The organism is Streptococcus infantis (genome assembly GCF_047464615.1).
GTDB classification, from domain to species: Bacteria; Bacillota; Bacilli; order Lactobacillales; family Streptococcaceae; genus Streptococcus; species Streptococcus infantis_Y.
Map to the genome: position 1 here is coordinate 53,312 of NZ_JASHBO010000011.1, position 24,016 is coordinate 77,327.

Below are 24,016 nucleotides of genomic sequence, written 5' to 3' on the forward strand. Positions count from 1 at the left end.
AAGGAATTAAAAAATGGATATCAAATCAGAAGTTATTGAAATTATTGATGAATTGTTTATGGAAGATGTTTCTGACATGATGGATGAGGATCTTTTTGATGCAGGTGTCTTGGATAGTATGGGAACCGTTGAATTGATCGTGGAAATCGAAAATCGCTTTGATATTCGTGTCCCAGTTACAGAATTTGGTCGTGATGACTGGAATACAGCTAGTAAAATCGTAGCAGGGATTACGGAGTTAAAGAATGCTTAAACGCTTGTGGCTGATTTTCGGGCCTGTCTTTGTAGCGGGCTTGCTGGTGTGCCTTCTTATCTGTTTCTATCCAAGTAGTCCAAGTCATAATCTTATGGAGGAAAAATACTCTGCCGCTTCGATAAGTGCAGAAAGCTTTAAGGAAAGAAGTCAAAAAGTAAGAGCTCTTACGGATCCTGATATGCGTTTTATACCCTTTTTGGGTTCGAGTGAATGGATTCGTTTTGATAGCATGCATCCAGGAGTATTAGCTGAAAAGTATAATCGCTCCTATCGTCCTTATTTTATGGGGCAGGCAGGAGCAGCTTCTCTTAGTCAGTACTTTGGACTACAACAAATAACATCTGAGCTTGAAAACAAACAAGCGGTATTTGTAATCTCTCCACAATGGTTTACAAAAGAGGAGCACGATGCGCCTACTTTTCAAAGCTTTTTTAATAATGACCAGTTGACGGCCTTTTTGGAAAATCAATCCGGAGATCTGGCTGCTCAATATGCGGCTACTAGACTCTTGAAGAAAAATCCAAGAGTACCGATGAAGGGGATTGTTGAGAAGCTGGCCAAGAATGAACAATTGTCAGACTTTGATCAAACGATGGTTAATCTCTCTGCCGAGTTCAATGAAAGACAAGCTGCTCTTTTTGGTCAATTCTCCATTCATGGTCGATTAAAGTACAAAGATCATATTGAAAAATATTTGAGCAGTCTCCCAGAGCAATTTTCTTATGAAGAATTGGAAAATATTGCTCGTAAGGATGCAGAAGAAAATACGACCAATAATGATTTGGGGATGGATAACCATTTTTATACCACTCAGCTTAAGAAGGACTTAAAAAATTTAGAAGGCTATCAAAAGAATTATAACTTTCTCCAATCAACTGAGTACAATGATTTGCAGCTAGTGCTTGATCAATTTGCCAAGTCTAAGGTCAATGTTCTCTTTGTCTTTCAACCTGTCAATAAAAAATGGATGAACTATACAGGTTTGAACGAGGAAATGTATCAACACTCTATTGAAAAAATTCGTTACCAGTTGGAAAGTCAGGGTTTCACCAATATCGCTGACTTTTCAAAAAATGGTGGAGATCCCTACTTTGTTAAGGATACGATTCATATCGGTTGGTTAGGCTGGTTGGCGTTTGATAAGGTTGTAAATCCCTTTTTGAGCAATCCGACAACAGCACCTACTTACCAAATGAATGACCGTTTCTTTAGCCAGGATTGGGCAAATTACGATGGGAATATTAAAGATTTTCAATAATATAGAAAAGGAGTTTGAACTTTTTGTTCAGACTTTTTTATGAAATGTCAGATAGCTTGCCCTAAAAAAGGTTAAAAGTTTTAAAATGATGCTAAATAGCGTATAATGGTAGAAGAAAGAAGAGAAAGGGATTTCAATATGAATAAACGTTTTTTGTTGCCTGTCCTATCGACAGCCCTATTAGCTCCAGCCTTTTTAGCTGGACAGGTCTATGCTGAAGAAAATACTAGTTCTTCAGAAGCTACAGAAGTTGTAAGCACTACAGAAGCACCAGTAGTGACAGCGACTCCTGAGGTTGTTACAAGTCCGGCAACGCCAGTTGAAGAGGCTGCGCCTCAAAAAGAAGAAGCAGATACTGTTATCTTGCATACCAATGACGTGCATGGTCGTATCGCAGAAGAAAAAGGAGTAATTGGAGATGCCAAACTCGCTACAGTTATTGAGAAGGAGCGCGAAAAGAGCGATCAAACGACTCTAGTAGTAGATGCAGGCGATGCCTTCCAAGGTCTACCGATTTCAAACTCTACAAAGGGTGAAGCTCGTGCCAAAATCCTAAATGAGATGGGTTACGATGCTATGGCTGTAGGAAATCATGAGTTTGATTTTGGACTTGATGAAGTTAAAAAATACAAAGAAATTTTGAACTTCCCATTGCTCAGCTCAAACACTTATGTCAACGGTGCTCGTTTATTTGAAGCAGCAACAATTGTTGATAAGAATAAGGATGTTGCAGGTGATGAATTTGTCGTCATCGGTGTGACAACGCCTGAAACAGCTACCAAGACCCACCCTAAAAATGTCAAAGGCGTAACCTTTACAGAACCTATTGCAGAGGTTAACAAGGTTATCGAAGAAATTCAAGCTAAAGCCTTGGCAGAAGGCAAGGACTACAAACACTATGTTGTCCTTGCTCACTTGGGAGTTGATACAACAACGCCAGTAGAATGGCGCGGTTCAACACTTGCAGAAGCACTTTCAAAAAATCCTCTTTTGAAAGGTAAGCGTGTTACAGTGATTGACGGTCACTCTCATACAGTAGAATCGACTACTTATGGGGACAATGTGACATACAATCAGACAGGAAGCTATCTCCATAACGTTGGTAAAATCACTTATAAATCTCGCCAATTATTAGGGAATCCTTCACTCATTGCAGCTGCAGATGCTAAGAAATTGGAAGCTAATCCAAAAATTGAAAAACTTGTCAAGGATATCAAACAAAAGTATGACGCTGAAAATGCTATAGAAGTTGTTTCAAATAGTCCAGTTGAATTGAACGGTGACCGTGAAAATGTCCGTGTCCGTGAAACCAACCTTGGAAATGTTGTAGCGGATTCTCTCTATCAATACGGTCAAACAGGATTTAGTCATCCAACAGATATCGCTGTAACAAATGGTGGTGGCTTGCGTGAAACGATTGCCAAGGGTAAACCAATTACAAAAGGAAATGTCATTGCGGTTCTACCATTTGGGAACACAATTTCACAAATTCAAGTAACTGGTCAGCAAGTTCTGGATATGTTTGAAAAATCACTCGGCTCTATCTTGCAGGTTGATAAGGCAGGAAAAATTGTCTTGGATGAAAATGGTCAACCATTGCTAGAACCAAGTGGCGGATTCTTACAGATTTCAGGAGCCAAGGTCTACTACGATACAAATCTAGCTGCAGACAAACGTGTCTTGGCTATTCAAGTTAAGAATCGTGCGACTGGTCTTTATGAAAAACTAGATTTGGCTAAAGTCTACTACCTAGCAACCAATGACTTCCTTGCAGCAGGTGGTGACGGTTACACCATGCTTGGTGGTGCCAGAGAAGAAGGCCCTTCAATGGATGCTGCCTTTGAGGATTACCTTAAAACAGCTGATTTGACTCAGTATGAAAAGGTAAATCCAAACTCACGCACGATTTCTGTGGATTCAAAAACATTTACATTGCCTGAAGAAGGAAAAGTGCAAGACCCAGCTAAACCAGAAGAAGACCCAGCAACAAAACCGACTCAACCTTCTACTGTAAAAGTTGATTATAAGGCTGCAGATAAGTTTGCTAACAAGACAGTCGTATCAGAAAAATTACTTCCAAATACAGGTAGTGAGCAATCTATTTTCATGATGCTATTGGGGATGATTCTTGGAGCGACAGCCCTCTGGACTAGCCGTAAACAAGAAAAATAATTCTAAAGGATGAAAACATCTCAGGTGTTTTCATCTTTTTTCTTGACTCCTTGCTTGGATGTGATATACTTAACTAGTAAAGGAATGGTGTGATACTCAATAAAAATCAAAGAGCAAACTAGGAAGCGAGACGCAGGCTGTACTTGAGTACGCCAAGACGAAGCTGACGTGATTTGAATTTGATTTTTGAAGAGTATGAAAACCTTGTATTTATAGAATTCCGTTCTGAGAAAGGAGCAAATCATGAGACAGTTGGCAAAAGATATCGATCGTTTTTTAAATGAGATTATCCTAAAAGCTGAAAATCAGCATGAAATTCTCGTTGGTCATTGTACCAGTGATGTGGCCTTGACCAATACCCAGGAGCATATTCTCATGCTTTTATCAGAGGAGTCGCTAACCAACTCTGAGTTGGCGCGTCGTCTCAATGTTAGTCAAGCTGCCGTTACCAAGGCTATCAAAGCCCTGGTTAAGGAGGGAATGTTAGAAACATCTAAGGATCCCAAGGATGCGCGCGTTATCTTCTATCGATTGACAGACTTAGCACGACCAATTGCTGAGGAACATCACCATCATCATGAGCACACCCTCTCGACTTATGAGCAGGTTGCCACTCAGTTCACACCAAACGAACAAAAAATTATCCAGCGGTTTTTAACTGCTTTAGTAGGAGAAATCAAGTAATGAGATACATCACAGTAGAGGATTTGTCCTTCTATTATGACAAGGAACCTGTGCTTGAGCATATCAACTATAGTGTTGATAGTGGGGAATTTGTCACCCTTACTGGGGAAAATGGAGCAGCCAAGACAACGCTAATCAAGGCTAGTCTTGGAATTCTTCAACCGAGAATTGGGAAAGTAACCATCTCAAAGACAAATATTCATGGGAAAAAATTAAGAATTGCCTATCTTCCTCAGCAGATTGCAAGTTTTAATGCAGGCTTTCCAAGTACTGTTTATGAGTTTGTCAAATCAGGTCGCTACCCAAGAAAGGGCTGGTTCCGTCGTTTGAATGCTCACGATGAAGAACACATCAAGGCTAGTTTAAACTCTGTCGGTATGTGGGAGCATCGGGATAAACGGATTGGTTCTCTCTCTGGTGGGCAAAAGCAAAGAGCTGTTATCGCACGTATGTTTGCTTCAGATCCAGATATCTTTATCTTGGATGAGCCGACAACAGGGATGGATGCTGGCACCAAGAATGAGTTTTATGAGCTTATGCACCATAGTGCCCACCACCATGGCAAGGCTGTTCTGATGATTACTCACGATCCTGAAGAAGTCAAGGATTACGCAGATCGTAATATCCACCTGGTCCGAGACCAAGATTCGCCATGGCGTTGCTTCAACGTCCATGAAAATGATCAGGAGGTGGACCATGCTTAATCTATTTTCTTATGATTTTATGCAGCGGGCCTTTTTGGCAGTTATTGCCATGAGTCTCTTTTCACCAGTTCTTGGGACTTTCCTCATTTTGCGCCGTCAAAGTCTCATGAGTGATACTCTGAGTCACGTCTCACTTTCGGGTGTTGCCTTTGGTTTGGTTTTGGGAATTTCTCCGACCATCTCAACCATTGCCATTGTCTTGATTGCAGCGGTCTTCCTTGAATATCTCCGCACGGTTTATAAAAGCTTTATGGAGATTGGGACAGCTATTCTCATGTCTACAGGACTTGCGGTTTCACTCATTGTGATGAGTAAGGGTAAGAGCTCTAGCTCGATGAGTTTGGACCAATACCTCTTTGGTTCTATCGTGACTATTAGTCAAGAGCAGGTAATTGGGCTCTTTGTCATTGCAGCGGTTGTTTTAATTCTGACCTTCCTCTTTTTGAGACCCATGTACATCTTAACTTTTGACGAGGATACAGCTTTTGTAGATGGTCTTCCAGTGCGTACCATGTCTATTCTCTTTAACATGGTGACGGGTGTGGCTATTGCTCTCATGATCCCAGCTGCGGGAGCACTTTTGGTATCAACTATCATGGTCTTGCCAGCAAGTATTGCTTTGCGTTTAGGGAAGAACTTTAGTTCGGTGATGATTCTTGCCAGCGTTATTGGTTTTCTAGGCATGGTGGCAGGACTTTATATATCCTATTATGCAGAAACACCACCGAGTGCAAGTATTACCATTATCTTTGTAGTTGTCTTCTTGTTAGTCAGCTTACTCAAACGTTTTATCAAATAGGAGAAAAAAATGAAAAAACTAGGCCTACTTTTGGCAAGTCTTGTGACAGTTTTTTTGGTTGCTTGTTCTAATCAAAAACAGGCAGACGGGAAATTAAATATCGTTACAACTTTCTATCCTGTCTACGAATTTACCAAGCAAGTAGCAGGAGATACAGCCAATGTAGAGCTCTTGATTGGAGCAGGGACAGAACCACATGATTATGAACCATCGCCTAAGGCAGTTGCTAAAATCCAAGATGCTAATGCCTTTGTTTATGAGAATGAGAACATGGAAACATGGGTTCCCAAGCTTTTAGATTCACTAGATGCGAAAAAAGTAAAAACAATCAAGGCTACTGGAGATATGTTGCTTCTTCCAGGAAGTGAAGAAGAGGAAGACCATGACCATGGTGAAGAAGGTCATCATCACGAGTATGACCCTCATGTATGGTTGTCTCCTGCGCGTGCGATCAAACTTGTAGAACATATCCGTGACAGTCTTTCAGCTGACTATCCAGATAAGAAGGCGACTTTTGAACAAAATGCAGCAGTCTATATCGAAAAATTGCAAGCCTTGGATAAGGCCTATACTGAAGGACTTTCTAGTGCTAAACAAAAGAGTTTTGTGACTCAACACGCTGCCTTTCGTTATCTTGCCTTGGACTACGGACTCACTCAAGTCTCTATCTCTGGGCTTTCGCCAGATGCGGAGCCTTCAGCAAGCCGCTTGGCAGAATTGACCGAATATATCAAGAAAAACAAGATTTCTTATATCTACTTTGAAGAAAATGCCTCACAAGCCCTAGCTAATACTCTCTCAAAAGAAACAGGAGTTAAGTTAGACGTTCTGAATCCTCTGGAAAGCTTGACCGAAGAGGACATGAAAGCTGGAGAAAACTATATCTCTGTCATGGAGAAAAATCTCAAGGCCCTCAAGCAAACAACTGACCAGGCAGGGGCAGAAATTGAACCAGAAAAAGCAGAGGAAACTAAAACCGTTCAAAATGGTTACTTTGAGGATGCGGATGTTAAGGACCGTACCCTAAGTGACTATGCTGGCAACTGGCAGTCAGTCTATCCTTTCCTTGAAGATGGTACTCTAGACCAAGTCTTTGAATACAAGGCTAAGTTGACTGGTAAGATGACTAAGGATGAATACAAAGCCTACTATCAAAAAGGCTATCAAACGGATGTATCTAAGATTAATATCACGGATAACACTATGGAATTCATCCAAGGTGACCAAAGTAAGAAATATACCTACAAGTATGTCGGCAAGAAAATCTTGACCTATAAGAAAGGGAATCGAGGAGTTCGTTATCTCTTTGAAGCGACAGATGCAGACGCTGGACAATTTAAGTATGTTCAATTCAGCGACCACAATATCGCACCAGTTAAGACCGGACACTTCCATATCTTCTTTGGAGGTACTAGCCAAGAAGCCCTCTTTGAGGAGATGGACAACTGGCCAACTTACTATCCAGAGAATTTATCTGGTCAAGAAATCGCCCAAGAAATGTTGGCTCATTAAGATACGATTCACATGATAAAAGCGAACAGGAAAGTTTTCTGGTTATCAGAATCCTCTCTTGTCCGCTTTTTTGAGTTTTGTCAGTTAAAGAGCTTTGGCACTTCTTTTTGTACTTATGGCCTTATTGAATACCAAGTTTTTATTACTTGTCAAAGCCTTGTAAAGCCTTTTCGCGTTCTTCTACTTGTCCCTTGGCATCTAGTTTATTACCACCGTAAACTGCTGTTTCCCATGATCCATACATTGGATTTGGGAAGATGATGAATTTTTCACCAAATTCTTTTTGCAATTCTTCAAGTTGTTTGTCACGATCAGCTTCAGAAGTCTTAGAAAAATCTGCAAAGTCTACAAGGTTATCACCAAATAGTAACACAAGATTTGTCTTTTCTTGAACCGCTTGTCGACGACCTTCTTTGGATTTTACACCACTTTCTAGGAACATGAGGTGATCACGTCCTTGTACAGGAATACCTTCGCTTTCTAGATTTTTAATGGTAGCATCTACTTGGTCGACTGAACGGTCAGAAATATAGTAGATTTGAACACCGTTTTGATCGGCAAACTGAAGAAAATCTTTAGCGCCTGGGACGGCTTTTGCTGCAGCTTTTTGGACCCAAACATCCCAATTTTCAGGTGTGAATGCTGTTCCATCTTTGACATTTTGAACTTGATAAGGACTGTTATCTAGGACCGTTTCGTCCAAGTCCAAAACAATCGAATAAGGCTTGTCTGATTCTGTTTTCAGTAATTCCTTGAGACGATCTGTAGCAACATTATAACCTTGTAGATACAAGGCTTTTGTTTCGGCCGCTTTTTGATACCAGAGAGTTGACATGGTATTTTCTCTAGACCGTAGTTGGTCGTAAGTCATTGTAATCTGATTGTCAGATGAGTTATTAGCGGATGTTTGTGTTTCTGTGGATTTTGTGGCGCAGCTGGTCAATAAGATGACAGATGCAAGTGCAGAAACGATTGTAACAGTGGTTTTAGCTGTTTTCATAAAATGTCTCCTGTCTATTAATTTCAATAACAGTATAGCATGAGGAAATAGTTAAGGCAAGCGTTTTCCTAAATATGGACTTAGTTTTTCAAAGAAAGATGCTGATAATTAACGGATTTAAGGAAGAGAAAAATCTTTAAAAGACCTTGAAAAATCTAGCTAAATAAGGTATAATATAAATAATCATTTGTCGTAGGTTTTGTCTGAAATATTGTCCGGACAAGGCTCACAGCAGTTAAATCTCCTGAAAAAGTCGGATTTAGCTGCTCTTTTTGTGCTTTTTTTCAGGTTTTTTGGACTTTGTAACAAAGATTTAAAGATTCTGAAAATTAGTCGAGGGGGATAAGTTGATAGGGTTTTTAGAACCATCTAACGATAATTACTAGCTTAGATCACTAAGCTTGGAACTTTATTTAAAAAGGAGAATCATCTTGGCAGGACATGACGTTCAATACGGGAAACATCGTACCCGTCGTAGTTTTTCAAGAATCAAAGAAGTTCTTGACTTACCAAATTTGATTGAAATTCAAACTGATTCATTTAAAGATTTCCTAGACCATGGTCTGAAGGAAGTGTTTGAAGATGTATTGCCAATTTCAAACTTCACAGACACAATGGAGTTGGAATTTGTTGGCTACGAAATCAAAGAACCTAAATATACGCTTGAAGAAGCTCGTATCCACGATGCCAGCTACTCAGCACCTATCTTTGTAACCTTCCGCTTGATTAACAAAGAAACTGGCGAAATCAAGACACAGGAAGTATTCTTTGGTGATTTCCCAATCATGACTGAGATGGGAACCTTTATCATCAATGGTGGTGAACGTATCATCGTATCACAGTTGGTGCGTTCTCCAGGTGTTTACTTTAATGACAAGGTAGACAAAAATGGTAAAGTGGGTTACGGTTCAACTGTTATCCCTAACCGTGGAGCTTGGTTGGAACTTGAAAGCGACTCAAAAGACATCGCCTACACTCGTATCGACCGCACTCGTAAGATTCCATTTACGACCTTGGTTCGTGCGCTTGGTTTCTCAGGTGATGATGAAATCTTTGATATCTTTGGTGACAGTGATCTTGTTCGTAACACTGTTGAAAAAGATATTCACAAGAACCCAATGGACTCTCGTACAGACGAAGCTTTGAAGGAAATCTACGAACGCCTTCGTCCAGGTGAGCCTAAGACTGCTGAAAGCTCACGTAGCTTGCTTGTAGCTCGTTTCTTCGACCCACGTCGTTATGACTTGGCTGCAGTTGGTCGTTACAAGATCAATAAAAAACTCAATGTTAAAACACGTTTGCTTAACCAAACAATTGCTGAACCATTGGTAGACCCTGAAACAGGTGAAATCTTGGTAGAAGCTGGAACAATCATGACTCGTAGCGTGATTGAAAGCATTGAAAGCCATTTGGATGGCGATTTGAACAAGATTGTCTACATTCCAAATGATGCTGCTGTAGTAACAGAGCCAGTTGTTCTTCAAAAATTCAAGGTTGTTGCACCAACTGATCCAGACCGTGTTGTAACTATCATCGGTAATGCAAATCCAGATGACAAGGTTCGTATCGTAACGCCTGCAGATATCTTGGCTGAGATGAGCTACTTCCTCAACTTGGCTGAAGGTATTGGTCGTGTGGATGATATTGACCACCTTGGAAATCGTCGTATCCGTGCTGTTGGTGAATTGCTTGCCAACCAAGTGCGTCTTGGACTTTCACGTATGGAACGTAACGTTCGTGAACGTATGTCTGTTCAAGATAACGAAGTACTAACACCACAACAAATTATCAATATCCGTCCAGTAACTGCAGCAATCAAAGAATTCTTTGGTTCTTCTCAATTGTCACAGTTCATGGACCAACACAACCCGCTTTCTGAGTTGTCACACAAACGTCGTTTGTCTGCCTTAGGACCTGGTGGTTTGACACGTGACCGCGCTGGATATGAAGTGCGTGACGTGCACTACACTCACTATGGTCGTATGTGTCCAATCGAGACACCTGAGGGACCAAACATCGGTTTGATCAACAACTTGTCTTCATACGGACACCTCAACAAGTATGGTTTCATTCAAACACCATACCGCAAGGTTGACCGTGAAACTGGAAAAGTAACTAACGAAATCGTTTGGTTGACTGCTGATGAAGAAGATGAGTACACAGTAGCACAGGCTAACTCTAAATTGAACGCAGATGGCACTTTTGCTGAAAAAGTTGTCATGGGACGTCACCAAGGGGTTAACCAAGAATACCCAGCTTCAAGTGTTGATTATATGGACGTTTCTCCAAAACAGGTAGTTGCCGTTGCGACAGCATGTATTCCTTTCTTGGAAAACGACGACTCCAACCGTGCCCTCATGGGTGCCAACATGCAACGTCAGGCTGTACCATTGATTGATCCAAAAGCACCTTACGTTGGTACTGGTATGGAATATCAAGCAGCCCATGACTCTGGAGCGGCTGTGATTGCTCAGTATGATGGTAAAGTTACTTATGCCGATGCTGACAAGGTAGAAGTTCGTCGTGAAGATGGCTCATTGGATGTTTACCATATCCAAAAATTCCGTCGTTCAAACTCAGGTACTGCCTACAACCAACGTACGCTTGTTAAAGTTGGTGATCTTGTAGAAAAAGGCGACTTTATCGCAGATGGACCTTCTATGGAAAATGGAGAAATGGCGCTTGGACAAAACCCAATCGTTGCCTACATGACATGGGAAGGTTACAACTTCGAGGATGCCGTTATCATGAGCGAACGCTTGGTGAAAGACGATGTCTACACATCTGTCCACCTCGAAGAATACGAATCAGAAACTCGCGATACAAAGCTTGGACCCGAAGAAATTACTCGTGAAATTCCAAACGTTGGTGAAGATGCCCTTAAAGACCTTGACGAAATGGGTATTATCCGTATCGGTGCTGAGGTTAAAGAAGGGGATATCCTTGTAGGTAAAGTAACACCTAAGGGTGAAAAAGACCTTTCAGCTGAAGAACGTCTTTTGCACGCTATCTTCGGAGACAAATCTCGTGAAGTTCGTGACACTTCTCTTCGTGTACCACACGGTGCCGATGGTGTCGTTCGTGATGTTAAGATCTTTACACGTGCAAACGGTGATGAATTGCAATCAGGCGTTAATATGCTGGTTCGTGTTTACATCGCTCAAAAACGTAAGATTAAGGTCGGAGATAAGATGGCCGGACGTCACGGAAACAAAGGGGTTGTTTCTCGTATCGTTCCTGTAGAAGACATGCCTTACCTTCCAGATGGAACTCCAGTTGATATCATGTTGAACCCACTTGGGGTGCCATCACGTATGAATATCGGTCAGGTAATGGAGCTTCACCTTGGTATGGCAGCTCGTACTCTTGGTATCCACATCGCAACACCAGTCTTTGACGGAGCAAGTTCAGAAGATCTTTGGTCAACTGTTAAGGAAGCAGGTATGGATAGCGATGCTAAGACTATCCTTTACGATGGACGTACTGGTGAACCATTTGATAACCGTGTGTCAGTTGGTGTCATGTACATGATCAAACTTCACCACATGGTTGATGATAAATTGCACGCTCGTTCAGTCGGACCATACTCAACCGTTACTCAACAACCACTCGGAGGTAAAGCTCAGTTTGGTGGACAACGTTTCGGTGAGATGGAGGTTTGGGCGCTTGAAGCCTATGGTGCATCAAATGTCCTTCAAGAAATCTTGACTTACAAGTCTGACGATATCAACGGACGTTTGAAAGCTTATGAAGCTATTACAAAAGGAAAACCAATTCCAAAACCAGGTGTTCCAGAATCCTTCCGAGTTCTTGTTAAAGAATTGCAATCACTTGGTCTTGACATGCGTGTCCTTGACGAAGATGATCAAGAAGTTGAACTTCGTGATCTTGATGAGGGCATGGACGAAGATGTCATCCACGTAGATGACCTTGAAAAAGCACGTAAAAAAGCTGCTGAAGAAGCAAAAGCTGCTTTTGAAGCTGAAGAAGGTGCAAAAGCGGAAGCAACAGAAGAAGCTACTGAACAAGAATAAGTAGCTCACTTAGAATAGAAAGGGAAGAAATAGTGGTTGACGTAAATCGTTTTAAAAGTATGCAAATCACACTAGCTTCTCCAAGTAAAGTCCGTTCATGGTCTTATGGAGAAGTCAAAAAACCTGAAACAATCAATTACCGTACGTTGAAACCAGAACGTGAAGGACTATTCGACGAAGTCATCTTTGGTCCTACAAAAGACTGGGAATGTGCTTGTGGTAAGTACAAACGCATTCGTTACAGAGGGATTGTTTGTGACCGTTGTGGTGTTGAAGTAACGCGTACAAAAGTTCGTCGTGAACGTATGGGACACATCGAGTTGAAAGCTCCTGTATCTCATATCTGGTATTTCAAGGGGATTCCAAGCCGTATGGGCTTGACCCTTGATATGAGCCCTCGTGCCCTCGAGGAAGTAATCTACTTTGCTGCTTACGTGGTGATTGATCCAAAGGATACACCACTTGAGCACAAATCTATCATGACAGAGCGTGAATATCGTGAGCGCTTGCGTGAATATGGCTACGGATCATTCGTTGCTAAAATGGGTGCCGAAGCTATCCAAGACCTCTTGAAACAAGTAGATCTTGAAAAAGAAATTGCTGAACTTAAAGAAGAATTGAAGACAGCAACTGGACAAAAACGTATCAAAGCCATCCGTCGTTTGGATGTTTTGGATGCCTTTTACAAGTCTGGAAATAAACCTGAATGGATGATTCTTAACATCCTTCCGGTTATTCCACCAGATCTTCGTCCAATGTTGCAGTTGGATGGTGGTCGTTTTGCCTCATCTGACTTGAACGACCTTTACCGTCGTGTTATCAACCGTAACAACCGTTTGGCTCGTTTGCTTGAGTTGAATGCACCAGGTATCATCGTTCAAAATGAGAAGCGTATGCTTCAAGAAGCGGTTGACGCTTTGATTGACAATGGTCGTCGTGGTCGTCCAATCACAGGACCAGGTAGCCGTCCACTTAAATCATTGAGCCACATGCTCAAAGGTAAACAAGGACGCTTCCGTCAAAACTTGCTCGGTAAACGTGTTGACTTCTCAGGACGTTCCGTTATCGCCGTTGGTCCAACTCTTAAGATGTACCAATGTGGTGTGCCACGTGAAATGGCTATCGAGCTCTTTAAACCATTTGTCATGCGTGAAATCGTAGCTCGCGATATTGTGCAAAACGTTAAAGCGGCTAAACGCTTGGTAGAACGTGGAGATGAGCGTATCTGGGATATCCTTGAAGAAGTGATCAAAGAACACCCAGTACTTTTGAACCGCGCACCTACCCTTCACCGTTTGGGTATCCAAGCCTTCGAGCCAGTCTTGATTGATGGTAAGGCCCTTCGCTTGCACCCACTTGTCTGTGAAGCCTACAATGCCGACTTTGACGGGGACCAAATGGCCATCCACGTACCGCTTTCAGAAGAAGCTCAAGCAGAAGCTCGTATCCTCATGCTCGCTGCTGAGCACATCTTGAACCCGAAAGATGGTAAACCAGTTGTTACTCCATCACAGGATATGGTTTTGGGTAACTACTACTTGACCATGGAAGAAGCTGGTCGTGAAGGTGAAGGAATGGTCTTCAAAGACCGTGACGAAGCGGTTATGGCTTACCGCAATGGTTATGTTCACCTCCACTCACGTGTTGGTATTGCAACAGACAGCCTCAACAAACCATGGACAGAAGAGCAAAAACACAAGGTCTTGCTTACAACAGTTGGTAAAATCCTCTTCAACGACATCATGCCAGAGGGTCTACCATACTTGCAAGAACCAAACAATGCCAACTTGACAGAAGGCGTTCCAGCTAAATACTTCTTGCCACTTGGTGGAGATATCAAGGAAGCAATCAGCAAACTTGAACTCAACCCTCCATTCAAGAAGAAAAACCTTGGAAATATCATCGCTGAAATCTTCAAACGTTTCCGTACGACAGAAACTTCTGCCCTACTTGACCGTATGAAGAACCTCGGTTACCACCACTCAACTCTTGCAGGATTGACAGTGGGTATTGCCGATATCCCAGTCGTTGATGACAAGGCTGAAATCATTGAAGAATCACACAAACGTGTAGAACAAATTACTAAACAATTCCGTCGTGGTATGATCACAGACGACGAGCGTTACAATGCCGTTACGGCTGAATGGCGTGCTGCCCGTGAAAAACTTGAAAAACGTTTGATTGCTAACCAAGATCCTAAGAACCCTATCGTTATGATGATGGACTCTGGAGCCCGTGGTAACATCTCAAACTTCTCACAGCTTGCCGGTATGCGTGGTCTGATGGCGGCTCCGAACGGTCGTATCATGGAATTGCCAATCCTTTCAAACTTCCGTGAAGGTTTGTCAGTACTCGAAATGTTCTTCTCAACTCACGGTGCCCGTAAAGGTATGACTGATACGGCCCTTAAGACAGCCGACTCAGGTTACTTGACTCGTCGTTTGGTTGACGTTGCCCAAGACGTTATCATCCGTGAGGACGACTGTGGAACAGATCGTGGTCTCTTGATCCGCTCTATCGCAGAAGGAAAAGAGATGATCGAGTCTCTTGAAGAGCGTCTCAATGGTCGTTACACTAAGAAAACTGTTAAACATCCAGAAACTGGTGCAATTATCATTGGTCCAAATGAATTGATCACAGAAGATAAGGCGCGTGAAATTGTCAATGCTGGTGTGGAAGAAGTGACTATCCGCTCTGTATTTACATGTAACACTCGTCACGGTGTCTGCCGTCACTGTTACGGTATCAACTTGGCGACTGGTGATGCGGTCGAAGTCGGTGAAGCAGTTGGTACAATCGCTGCCCAATCTATCGGGGAACCTGGTACACAGCTTACAATGCGTACCTTCCACACGGGTGGGGTTGCCTCAAATACCGATATCACTCAGGGTCTTCCTCGTGTCCAAGAAATCTTTGAAGCCCGCAATCCTAAAGGGGAAGCGGTTATCACAGAGGTCAAAGGACAAGTTACTGCTATCGAAGAAGATGCATCAACTCGTACTAAGAAAGTCTTTGTTAAGGGTGAAACTGGCGAAGGCGAATACGTGGTACCATTTACAGCACGTATGCGTGTCGAAGTTGGAGACCAAGTCTCTCGCGGTGCAGCATTGACAGAAGGTTCTATCCAACCGAAACGTCTCCTTGCTGTACGTGATGTCTTGTCAGTTGAAACCTACCTTCTCGGTGAAGTACAAAAAGTTTACCGTAGCCAAGGGGTAGAAATCGGTGACAAACACATCGAGGTAATGGTTCGTCAAATGATCCGTAAAGTTCGTGTTATGGATCCAGGAGACACAGATCTTCTCATGGGAACACTTATGGACATCAACGACTTTACAGATGCTAACAAGGATGTTCTTATCGCAGGTGGAGTGCCAGCGACTGGTCGTCCAGTCCTTATGGGAATCACCAAAGCCTCACTTGAAACAAATAGTTTCTTGTCAGCAGCTTCCTTCCAGGAAACAACTCGTGTCCTTACAGACGCAGCTATCCGTGGTAAGAAAGACCATCTCCTTGGTCTTAAGGAAAATGTTATCATCGGTAAGATTATCCCAGCTGGTACAGGTATGGCACGTTACCGTAACCTTGAACCACAAGCAGTCAACGAAGAGTCTTACTTAGCATCTTCACAAGAAGAAGCTCCAGTTGATACGACTGTAGAAGAAGTCGTTGAAACTGTTGAAGTAAGCGAATAAGTAGATGTTACTTAAGATCTGAGATGAAAAGATTAATCATTCACTATAGATTCTTAAGAAGGATCCACTAGATAAAAAAGCGAACAAGGCAGAATTCTGATTGTCAGAAAACTGGCTTTGCTCGCTTTTTTTATTTAAGGCTAGACTTGTGTTTTATAGTAGATTGAATCTAGAAGAGTACACTACAACTGCTAAAAATATTTCTAGAAATTAGTTTGACTTTTCTAATCTCTCTGTTCATATCTTATTTCAATCCACTATATAAACATTTTTTCAATTTTAAATTTATAGTAGATCAAATACAAAACAGTACACTGTGAATTCTAAAAAATGCTAGAAATTGACTTAACTACTCTGGTAAATTTGTTCAGATTCTATTTCATTTCACTATAACTTGCTCGAAATTTAAAACTATGCTACAATCATCTAAAACAAGCAAGAAAGAAATAACATGAAAACAGAATATCAAAAAATGATCGCGGGAGAACCATACCACCCATTCGACCCAGACCTCCGTTCTCTAGCACAAACAGCGCGACAAAAGCAAGCCGCTTTTAATGAAGAGGTGGATCCAGTAAAAGGTATGGAAATCATCAAAGGATGGTTTGGTTCTACTGGTGAAAATCTCTACATCAACCCTCGCTTGATGGTAGATTACGGGGTCAATATTCATCTGGGAGAAAATTTTTATTCCAATTGGAATTTGACCATGTTGGACGTATGTCCGATTACTATTGGTGATAATGCCATGATTGGTCCTAATTGTCAGTTTTTGACACCTCTTCATCCGCTGGATCCCGATGAACGAAACTCGGGACTAGAATTTGGCAAACCCATCACGATTGGTAAGAACTTTTGGGCAGGGGGAGGAGTTATCGTCCTTCCGGGTGTTACTTTAGGGGATAATGTCGTTGCAGGAGCAGGAGCGGTCATTACAAAATCCTTTGGTGACAACGTAGTTCTAGCAGGAAATCCAGCACGAGTTATCAAAGAGATTCCAGTTAAAGGAAATTAAAGGTTGTAGAAAGAGAAAGTGAAGTCTTTTTCAAAAGAGCTCTTTGAAATCGAAAAGCCTAACCAGTCTCAGTATCAAAAACTTATTGCTAGCAAAAAACGAGGTCGGAATTTTTATCCCAGCCTCGTTTTTCGTTTTTAGAGATTTTTTCTCTTTTTAGCTTTTTTAGTCAATGCCACATCGCATTGATCAATATTTTGTGTAAGATAGCTAGTCACTTGGAAATCATCGACCTCTGTTTTTAGCTCGACTTCATAGACAATGCTAAGGTTGTCCCCTGCATTTGTGCTATTGATCGTAATCATGTCAATTTCTGAGCAGAATTGGTCAAGAGCAGATTGGATAGCATCTTGAATCTTCTCGTGATTAGCTACCGTGATTGTTAAAAGTCTACGGCGTTGATTGTCAGTTTTGACCTGTTGATTTTCCAAAAGGAACCAAACACCCAAGATAAAGAGGGTGAAGAGAATAGCCAAGAAGAGATAGCCTGTTCCACAAGCCAAACCGATAATCATGGCAAGGAAAATAGCAATCAGTTCTCTTGAACCACTCGTTGCAGAACGGAAACGAATCAAACTAAAGGTTCCGGCTACAGCAATTGACGTACCCAAGCTCCCATTGACCAGAAAAATAACCAAGGTCATAAGGCAGGGAAGCAGAGTCAAGCTGATAGCAAATTCTCTGGTGTAGAGGGTCCGATATTTGTAGGCCCAAGTAAGGGCCAAACCGAGGACTAGACTGACTAGAAGTGCCAGCAGTAGTTGGAAGGGATCTGCACTTGCAGTGGCGTTGTTGAAAATGGAATTAAATAGATTAAGCATAAGCGGTACCTGCGCTTTCTATACTGGGACGTGGTGCATAAGGAAGCCCTTGAGATTTGTGGTAAGCACAACTGTATTTTGAAAATTTGTGCTCCATCAAACCATACTTGTCTAGAATGTCTTGTAACCACGGAGGTTTGTTTCCAGGAGCTTTAATCTCCATAATCACAGTGTTGTTATCTAAGAGAGGAGCCCCGTGATTTCCCGCAAAGAGACTGACAGTTTCATCTCTATAGACTAGATTTTGGTCAATGGTGATACGAATTTTATTATAGTTGTAGCCCTCGATGTATTTTTTTTCTTTTAATGAATAACGATCGTAGTAGATGTACATACGAGGCTTGATAGCCTGTTTGTAATCCTGATGAAGTTTTTTCACTTTTTCAATGACGATTGTATCAGTAATACTAGCATCCAAGTGCCCTTTGGTCATGAAATTAAGGATAGAAATAGGAGTTGAGAGTAGTCTAAATTTGCGGCCAACCCCTTCTTGGTCCTTGGTTTTGATTTCTAAAAATACTTGACTATCTGCTTTAGGTTGGCTGAGATAGGTCCGCATCCGAACCTTTTCTTTTCGCTTATTTCCAAAATCATCATCTTGGAGCACAGCAAAGTCTTCCGTATCAAAGTAGATATTTGAAATAGTTGAAATTGGATAGTCGTCTTCTACTAGATATTCCTTTAAATCTTGAATCAGTTTGTCTAGTTTATCTTTGGAGACAATATATTTGGTTTCAATCCGCTTAAAAGTTGTTTCTAATGGTTTCATAAGTCTTTCTCCTCTTGCTTTCAGTTATACTATTTTTAAACAAGGTGAACTTGTTTGTCGACAATTCTAGAGGGGAATTCTAAAACTTTTGTTAAATTTAACTTAATTGAAACTAAACTTAAGAAAACTTTCAGAAAAAGTTTAGGCTTCTTTTAGGAAAGACCCGTAGACTAAGAGCATGTAAAATGAAAGACGAGGAAACGAGCATGAAAGCAAAAAAATGGACATTCCTATTAACAAGTATAACAACTCTAGCACTGGTAACAGCATGTACCCAGTCAACCTCAAATACAACAGCTAGCAATAGTACTGCAACGACAACAGTAACTACCAATAAGAAAACATTTAGTTACTTTACAGATAAGGACTATGATACTTCTTATGATGAAAAAACAGCTGCAACTGTAACTTTGTCAGGATCAACGGCGACGGTATCAGGTGACGGAGTGGCCGTATCAGGTTCTACCGTTACAATCTCTAAGTCAGGAACTTATGTAATTTCTGGTCAATCCGACGGAGTTCAAATCAAGATTGAAGCTGGAAGTTCAGATGACGTACACATCATCCTAAACGGTGTCACCATAACTAATACCAATGCAGCTATTTCAGCAACATCAGCTGGACACGTCTACCTAACCCTAGCAGACGGCACCACAAATAGCCTGTCAGATTCAGCTTCAAACAGTGATGACAAGGCTGACGCGGCTCTCTTCTCTAAAGTGGACTTAACCATCAACGGGAAAGGAACTCTCAATGTAGATGGCAAGAAAAACAATGCTATCAAGGCTAACGATACACTTCATATCACAGGTGGAACTTACAATATCACAGCAGTTGGAGACGCCTTTAATGTTAATGATGAACTCAACATCACTGGAACAACCATGACCATCGATGCCAAGGAAGACGGAGTCAAGGTCGATAATGATGATGATACATCTGTTGGAACCATGTATCTCTCTGATAATACTATTACTGTTACTGCTGGCGATGATGGTATCCACGCTTCAGGTGATTTGGTCATCGATAGTGGTACCTATACTGTTAAGAATTCTACCGAAGGGCTTGAAGGTAAGTCAATCACTATTAACGGCGGGGATATTACCATCTATTCAACGGACGATGGTGTCAATGCAGCCAACAAAAATGCTCAACAAAGTGAAATTTTCTTCACCATGAATGGTGGGAACTTGACAGTTGAAGTTGGCCAAGGGGATACAGATCCAATTGACTCAAATGGGAATATCACAGTTAATGGAGGAACCATCAAAATGACTGGTCAATCTGGTTTTGACTTTGACGGAACAGCGACCTACACAGGTGGAGATATCTACCTCAATGGTGAAAAACAAACTGAAATCGTCAATTCTATGCCTGGAGGCGGAGGAGCACCTGGCGGTGACCCTCAAGGAAATGGTGGCCCTGGTGGTGGTGCACCTGGTGGACGACCGTAAAAGAAAATCTCCTTTCTCGAAAGAGAAGGGAGATTTTTTTATGTTGTTAGAACGAGAAAGAATTACTCTTCGTCTTTTTTAAAGATGTTTTTTACACCAGCTACTGCACCTTCGACAACTTCTTTTGCATCTTCAGCAACTTCTTTAGCTTTTGAAGCTACTTTTTCTGCAGCTCCTTCTGCTTGAGTTTTTGTATCGCCAGTTAGTTTACCAAAACCTTCTTTAACAGAACCTTTAGCTTGGTTGAATTTTTCTTCGATTGACATGGGGGATACCTCCGTTAATTTTTTGTATTATCTAAATTACATCAGATATTAATTTAAGTATATACCCTTTTATGCTAAAAAGCAAAAAACTGATACGAAAAGCATCAGTTTATTTTTTAATAGGTTACAACATTCAATTGACCTTTATCATATTCAGCAATAAAGATATTTGAGACTTCTTCGAAACCTTCTTCTTTCAATTTCTCAGTTAGCCACTCCTCGGATTTGCCAATGGTTTCTAGGATTTCAACTTGGACAACACCGTCGGTAATAATTGGATACTTAGGATTTTCATCGCCCATTCTTACGACAATCAGCTGTCCATTTTGCTCAATCACAGCTCTCTTGACGTCCTTGAGTTGGAAGATTCCTTGAGAACGTAATTTAAGAGCTACATCTGCAGCTGCAAGACCTTTTGAGCGACAAGCTTCGGGATCTAATTTACCATTTTTAATGATAATAGTAGGTTTTCCGTCAATCAAGTGTTTGAAAAAGGAAATATTGGTATTCAACCATTTAAGGAGTAAAATGAGAATAGTCCAAATAATGAGGATAACAATGTATTGGATGATGGTAATAGAACTATTGTAGATAACCCCACCGATAATACCCCCGAGAACAAAGTTCTGGATTTGGTCCACTGCAGAACTTGGTGCTAGATTTCCTTTACCTGTTACGTTAATAACAAAAACAAGAGAAAGAAGCCCCAAGGCTAATTTAATCGCAATTGTAGCAAAAAAGCTTATCATTTTTCAACCTCCACGAGTTCAACATCTGATTTATAGAGTTCCATTTTTTCTAATAAATAGCTATCTTGGTCAGTCCCGCTAATGGCACGATAAAAATGTTCGCCAACCTTAATAATAGCTCCATCAGTTACTGCTGAGGTATTGACATAGACCTCTTTTTTATCTACACCTAATTCTTTTGAAACGACTTCGATAAAGTTTAGGGAAGAGCGGAATTGATTATCATTGGATTGACTGTTTTGAAGATTCGTAATGCTTATCAAAACGAATGCGATTAAGGTCAAAATAGAAATGAGCGATAATTCACGGAACTTGCTCCCTTTTTTATCTTTGAAAGCTTTAAATGCAAAAAATCCAGTCACGATAAGCAGTAAAGCTGATACGATAATCATGACCCAATTCTGTTGACTAATCTGACTGAGCACATAGTCATAGGAATAGAATTTCATAAAACTCCCTCACTTTTTTAAATTCAATCTATTATAAAATAATTCCTAAGCTATAGCAAGTTTATTATGACGAAAAAAGCATTTAATTGTTGTTTCCTACTTAAGGTAGGTTTTTTCTGATTTGACTTAGGCTTCCGTCTTGACTTTCGTTTTGCTTTTGTTATAATAGTACAAATTTAGAGGAGGTACTCTATGATTCAAAAACATGCCATTCCTATTTTAGAGTTTGATGATAATCCTCAGGCAGTCATCATGCCAAATCACGAAGGATTAGATTTACAGTTGCCAAAGAAGTGCATCTATGCATTTTTGGAAGAAGAGATTGACCGCTATGCTCAGGAAGTAGAAGCAGAGTGCGTAGGGGAGTTTGTTTCTGCCACTAAAACCTATCCTGTCTATGTCATGAGTTACAAGGGTGAGGAAGTATGTCTGGCTCAGGCTCCTGTTGGTTCTGCCCCTGCGGCTCAGTTTATGGATTGGTTGCTTGGCTACGGTGTAGAGAAAATCATCTCCACGGGAACCTGCGGGGTGCTGAGTAATATAGAAGAAAATGCCTTTCTGGTTCCAGTCAGAGCATTGCGTGATGAAGGAGCTAGCTACCATTATGCACCTCCTTCTCGTTATATGGATGTTCATGTAGAAGCTGTTTCTGCCATTGAGCAAGTCTTGGAACAACTAGGTGTCCCTTACGAAGAAGTCATGACTTGGTCGACAGACGGATTTTACCGAGAAACCGCTGAAAAAGTTGCCTATCGCAAGGAAGAAGGCTGTGCAGTTGTAGAGATGGAGTGTGCAGCTCTAGCGGCAGTGGCTCAACTTCGTGGAGTTATTTGGGGTGAGTTGCTGTTTACAGCAGATTCTTTGGCAGATCTTGATAACTATGACCAGCGCGATTGGGGTGCGGAAGCTTTTGAAAAGGCGCTAGAACTCTGTCTTGAGATCGTTAGTCATATGTGAGTATTCTCAGCTTTTTGTGGTACAATGTAGCTATGTTATTAAAATCAATTGTTGAAAAAATAAATACCACTTTGGGGCGTTTATCACCTGCTCGGCGAATCTTTTTAAGCTTTGCTTTGGTTATTTTTCTAGGTTCCCTCCTGTTGAGTCTACCACTCGTACAAGCTCCAACATCTCATGCCGGTTATTTTGATCATTTATTTACAGCCGTATCCATGGTCTGTGTGACAGGACTATTTACCTTACCTGTCGCTTCTACCTACAATGTTTGGGGGCAGTTGATTTGTATGGTCTTGATTCAGATTGGTGGTTTGGGGCTCATAACCTTTATAGGGGTCTTCTATATTCAAAGCAAGCAAAAGCTAAGTCTTCGAGGTCGTGAAACGATTCTGGAGAGTTTTAGTTTTGAAGAAACTCAGTCTTTGAAGGATTTTCTACGTTCCATCTTTTTGACGACTTTTTTAGTAGAAGGTTTAGGAGCCTTTCTGCTGAGTTTTCGTTTTATCCCCGAGTTTGGCTGGGGACGAGGTATTTTAACGTCTATCTTCTTGGCGATTTCTGCTTTCTGTAATGCTGGATTTGATAATTTTGGAAGTACGAGTTTGCTAGCCTTTCAGACAGATCCTTTGGTTAATCTAGTGATTGCTGGCTTGATTATTACAGGCGGTCTAGGTTTCATGGTCTGGTTTGATCTAGCCACTCAATTGGGAAAGAAGAAAAAACGCCGTCTTCGTTTCCATACTAAGCTAGTCCTCTTCTTAACAGCGGGGATTTTATTTGCTGGAACAGTTTCAACCCTCTTGATAGAGTGGAACAATTCGGGAACGATTGGAAATCTAAGTTTCCCTGATAAATTGCTGGTTAGCTTCTTCCAAACTGTCAGCATGAGAACAGCAGGTTTTGCTTCTATTGATTACACTCAAGCTAGACCTGTCACATTACTGATTTATATCTTACAAATGTTTCTCGGTGGAGCACCTGGAGGAACAGCAGGAGGACTTAAAATCACAACCTTCTTTGTTTTGTTGGTATTCGCACGCAGTGAGTTTTTAGGCTTACCTCATGCCAATGTAGCACAGAGAACGATTGAACCTCGGACAGTCCAAAAATCATTCAGTGTCTTCATTATTTTCTTATTGACTTTTCTGGTTGGCTTGATTTTACTAGGAATAACAGCGGAAGGGAATCCGAAATTTATCTACCTGATGTTTGAAACTATTTCAGCGCTTGCTACGGTTGGAGTAACTGCTAATTTGACACCAGAATTAGGCAAATTAGCTCTCAGCATCGTCATGCTACTGATGTTTATCGGACGAATTGGGCCACTGACGCTATTAGTCAGTTTGGCTGAGTATCGGCCAGATAAGAAAGATATGATTCACTATATGAAAGCAGATATAACCATAGGATAAGAAAGGATAA

19 protein-coding genes are annotated in these 24,016 nt (G+C 41.2%); 13 read left to right on the forward strand and 6 right to left on the reverse strand.

From position 1 onward, the window contains the following. Window positions 1-13: 13 nt before the first annotated feature. From dltC to QM450_RS07690, 7 genes are all read left to right on the forward strand, one after another. Entirely contained in the window at window positions 14-253 is a 240-nt protein-coding gene (dltC, locus tag QM450_RS07660) for a D-alanine--poly(phosphoribitol) ligase subunit DltC (protein ID WP_414294956.1), read from the forward strand. Further along, on the forward strand, window positions 246-1,514 hold the full coding sequence (gene dltD, locus QM450_RS07665) for a D-alanyl-lipoteichoic acid biosynthesis protein DltD (protein ID WP_414320186.1): 1,269 nt from the start codon (window positions 246-248) through the stop codon (window positions 1,512-1,514). The genes dltC and dltD overlap by 8 nt, the downstream gene beginning before the upstream one ends. 138 nt (window positions 1,515-1,652) lie before the next feature. Next, entirely contained in the window at window positions 1,653-3,686 is a 2,034-nt protein-coding gene (nt5e, locus tag QM450_RS07670) for a cell surface ecto-5'-nucleotidase Nt5e (protein WP_414320187.1), read from the forward strand. A 243-nt stretch (window positions 3,687-3,929) separates the two neighbouring features. Then, complete coding sequence (gene adcR / locus QM450_RS07675; RefSeq protein WP_414320188.1) at window positions 3,930-4,370, forward strand: zinc-dependent transcriptional regulator AdcR; 441 nt, start codon at window positions 3,930-3,932, stop codon at window positions 4,368-4,370. Next, window positions 4,370-5,074, forward strand: a complete 705-nt coding sequence (locus tag QM450_RS07680; protein ID WP_316108278.1) for a metal ABC transporter ATP-binding protein — start codon at window positions 4,370-4,372, stop codon at window positions 5,072-5,074. Before adcR ends, QM450_RS07680 begins: the two co-directional genes overlap by 1 nt. Next, on the forward strand, window positions 5,067-5,873 hold the full coding sequence (locus QM450_RS07685; RefSeq protein WP_061863957.1) for a metal ABC transporter permease: 807 nt from the start codon (window positions 5,067-5,069) through the stop codon (window positions 5,871-5,873). Before QM450_RS07680 ends, QM450_RS07685 begins: the two co-directional genes overlap by 8 nt. 9 nt (window positions 5,874-5,882) lie before the next feature. Further along, the gene (locus QM450_RS07690) at window positions 5,883-7,385 is read left to right on the forward strand and encodes a zinc ABC transporter substrate-binding protein AdcA (RefSeq protein ID WP_414320189.1); all 1,503 of its coding nucleotides are present in this window, start codon (window positions 5,883-5,885) and stop codon (window positions 7,383-7,385) included. Between the two features lie 142 nt (window positions 7,386-7,527). On the opposite strand, the gene QM450_RS07695 is transcribed toward QM450_RS07690, so the two are convergent. Further along, window positions 7,528-8,385, reverse strand: coding sequence for a 5'-nucleotidase, lipoprotein e(P4) family (locus QM450_RS07695; RefSeq protein ID WP_223339512.1), 858 nt, complete (start codon window positions 8,383-8,385; stop codon window positions 7,528-7,530). A 431-nt stretch (window positions 8,386-8,816) separates the two neighbouring features. On the opposite strand from QM450_RS07695, the gene QM450_RS07700 reads away from it, so the two are divergent. The 3 genes from QM450_RS07700 to QM450_RS07710 all read left to right on the forward strand — a co-directional run bounded on the left by QM450_RS07700 (window position 8,817) and on the right by QM450_RS07710 (window position 17,129). After that, window positions 8,817-12,419, forward strand: coding sequence for a DNA-directed RNA polymerase subunit beta (locus tag QM450_RS07700; protein WP_301559182.1), 3,603 nt, complete (start codon window positions 8,817-8,819; stop codon window positions 12,417-12,419). 32 nt (window positions 12,420-12,451) lie between these two features. Next, entirely contained in the window at window positions 12,452-16,114 is a 3,663-nt protein-coding gene (rpoC, locus tag QM450_RS07705) for a DNA-directed RNA polymerase subunit beta' (protein ID WP_414320190.1), read from the forward strand. Window positions 16,115-16,565: 451 nt separating this feature from the next. Continuing rightward, a complete protein-coding gene (locus QM450_RS07710; RefSeq protein WP_414320191.1) occupies window positions 16,566-17,129 on the forward strand; it encodes a sugar O-acetyltransferase in 564 nt (187 codons plus the stop codon). A 137-nt stretch (window positions 17,130-17,266) separates the two neighbouring features. Here the strand turns inward: QM450_RS07710 and QM450_RS07715 are convergent, their stop codons facing one another. After that, a complete protein-coding gene (locus QM450_RS07715; protein WP_414320192.1) occupies window positions 17,267-17,950 on the reverse strand; it encodes a DUF4956 domain-containing protein in 684 nt (227 codons plus the stop codon). Further along, window positions 17,943-18,719, reverse strand: coding sequence for a polyphosphate polymerase domain-containing protein (locus QM450_RS07720; protein WP_414320193.1), 777 nt, complete (start codon window positions 18,717-18,719; stop codon window positions 17,943-17,945). Before QM450_RS07720 ends, QM450_RS07715 begins: the two co-directional genes overlap by 8 nt. A gap of 206 nt (window positions 18,720-18,925) precedes the next feature. Between QM450_RS07720 and QM450_RS07725 the strand changes: the two genes are divergently transcribed. After that, a complete protein-coding gene (locus QM450_RS07725) occupies window positions 18,926-20,173 on the forward strand; it encodes a carbohydrate-binding domain-containing protein (RefSeq protein ID WP_414320194.1) in 1,248 nt (415 codons plus the stop codon). A gap of 62 nt (window positions 20,174-20,235) precedes the next feature. Here the strand turns inward: QM450_RS07725 and QM450_RS07730 are convergent, their stop codons facing one another. The 3 genes from QM450_RS07730 to QM450_RS07740 form a co-directional block, all read right to left on the reverse strand. After that, entirely contained in the window at window positions 20,236-20,439 is a 204-nt protein-coding gene (locus QM450_RS07730; protein WP_075232383.1) for a CsbD family protein, read from the reverse strand. 116 nt (window positions 20,440-20,555) lie between these two features. Further along, complete coding sequence (locus QM450_RS07735; protein WP_414320195.1) at window positions 20,556-21,188, reverse strand: DUF421 domain-containing protein; 633 nt, start codon at window positions 21,186-21,188, stop codon at window positions 20,556-20,558. Further along, a complete protein-coding gene (locus tag QM450_RS07740) occupies window positions 21,185-21,637 on the reverse strand; it encodes a DUF3290 family protein (RefSeq protein ID WP_049508129.1) in 453 nt (150 codons plus the stop codon). The genes QM450_RS07735 and QM450_RS07740 overlap by 4 nt, the downstream gene beginning before the upstream one ends. A 192-nt stretch (window positions 21,638-21,829) precedes the next feature. Here QM450_RS07740 and QM450_RS07745 point away from each other — a divergent pair, with 192 nt between their 5' ends. After that, a complete protein-coding gene (locus QM450_RS07745) occupies window positions 21,830-22,594 on the forward strand; it encodes a nucleoside phosphorylase (protein ID WP_414320196.1) in 765 nt (254 codons plus the stop codon). A 32-nt stretch (window positions 22,595-22,626) separates the two neighbouring features. Continuing rightward, window positions 22,627-24,006: a TrkH family potassium uptake protein gene (locus QM450_RS07750; RefSeq protein WP_414320197.1), complete on the forward strand. Its 1,380-nt coding sequence runs from the start codon at window positions 22,627-22,629 to the stop codon at window positions 24,004-24,006. The last annotated feature ends 10 nt before the right edge of the window (window positions 24,007-24,016 follow it).

Coding starts and splice junctions, on each gene's coding strand:
- QM450_RS07685 (WP_061863957.1), top strand. CDS start 5,067: ATGCTTAATCTATTTTCTTATGATTTTATGCAGCGGGCCTTTTTGGCA.
- dltD (WP_414320186.1), top strand. CDS start 246: ATGCTTAAACGCTTGTGGCTGATTTTCGGGCCTGTCTTTGTAGCGGGC.
- QM450_RS07730 (WP_075232383.1), bottom strand. CDS start 20,439: ATGTCAATCGAAGAAAAATTCAACCAAGCTAAAGGTTCTGTTAAAGAA.
- dltC (WP_414294956.1), top strand. CDS start 14: ATGGATATCAAATCAGAAGTTATTGAAATTATTGATGAATTGTTTATG.
- QM450_RS07745 (WP_414320196.1), top strand. CDS start 21,830: ATGATTCAAAAACATGCCATTCCTATTTTAGAGTTTGATGATAATCCT.
- QM450_RS07735 (WP_414320195.1), bottom strand. CDS start 21,188: ATGATAAGCTTTTTTGCTACAATTGCGATTAAATTAGCCTTGGGGCTT.
- nt5e (WP_414320187.1), top strand. CDS start 1,653: ATGAATAAACGTTTTTTGTTGCCTGTCCTATCGACAGCCCTATTAGCT.
- QM450_RS07690 (WP_414320189.1), top strand. CDS start 5,883: ATGAAAAAACTAGGCCTACTTTTGGCAAGTCTTGTGACAGTTTTTTTG.
- QM450_RS07695 (WP_223339512.1), bottom strand. CDS start 8,385: ATGAAAACAGCTAAAACCACTGTTACAATCGTTTCTGCACTTGCATCT.
- adcR (WP_414320188.1), top strand. CDS start 3,930: ATGAGACAGTTGGCAAAAGATATCGATCGTTTTTTAAATGAGATTATC.
- QM450_RS07740 (WP_049508129.1), bottom strand. CDS start 21,637: ATGAAATTCTATTCCTATGACTATGTGCTCAGTCAGATTAGTCAACAG.
- QM450_RS07750 (WP_414320197.1), top strand. CDS start 22,627: ATGTTATTAAAATCAATTGTTGAAAAAATAAATACCACTTTGGGGCGT.
- QM450_RS07725 (WP_414320194.1), top strand. CDS start 18,926: ATGAAAGCAAAAAAATGGACATTCCTATTAACAAGTATAACAACTCTA.
- QM450_RS07680 (WP_316108278.1), top strand. CDS start 4,370: ATGAGATACATCACAGTAGAGGATTTGTCCTTCTATTATGACAAGGAA.
- QM450_RS07720 (WP_414320193.1), bottom strand. CDS start 18,719: ATGAAACCATTAGAAACAACTTTTAAGCGGATTGAAACCAAATATATT.
- QM450_RS07710 (WP_414320191.1), top strand. CDS start 16,566: ATGAAAACAGAATATCAAAAAATGATCGCGGGAGAACCATACCACCCA.
- QM450_RS07715 (WP_414320192.1), bottom strand. CDS start 17,950: ATGCTTAATCTATTTAATTCCATTTTCAACAACGCCACTGCAAGTGCA.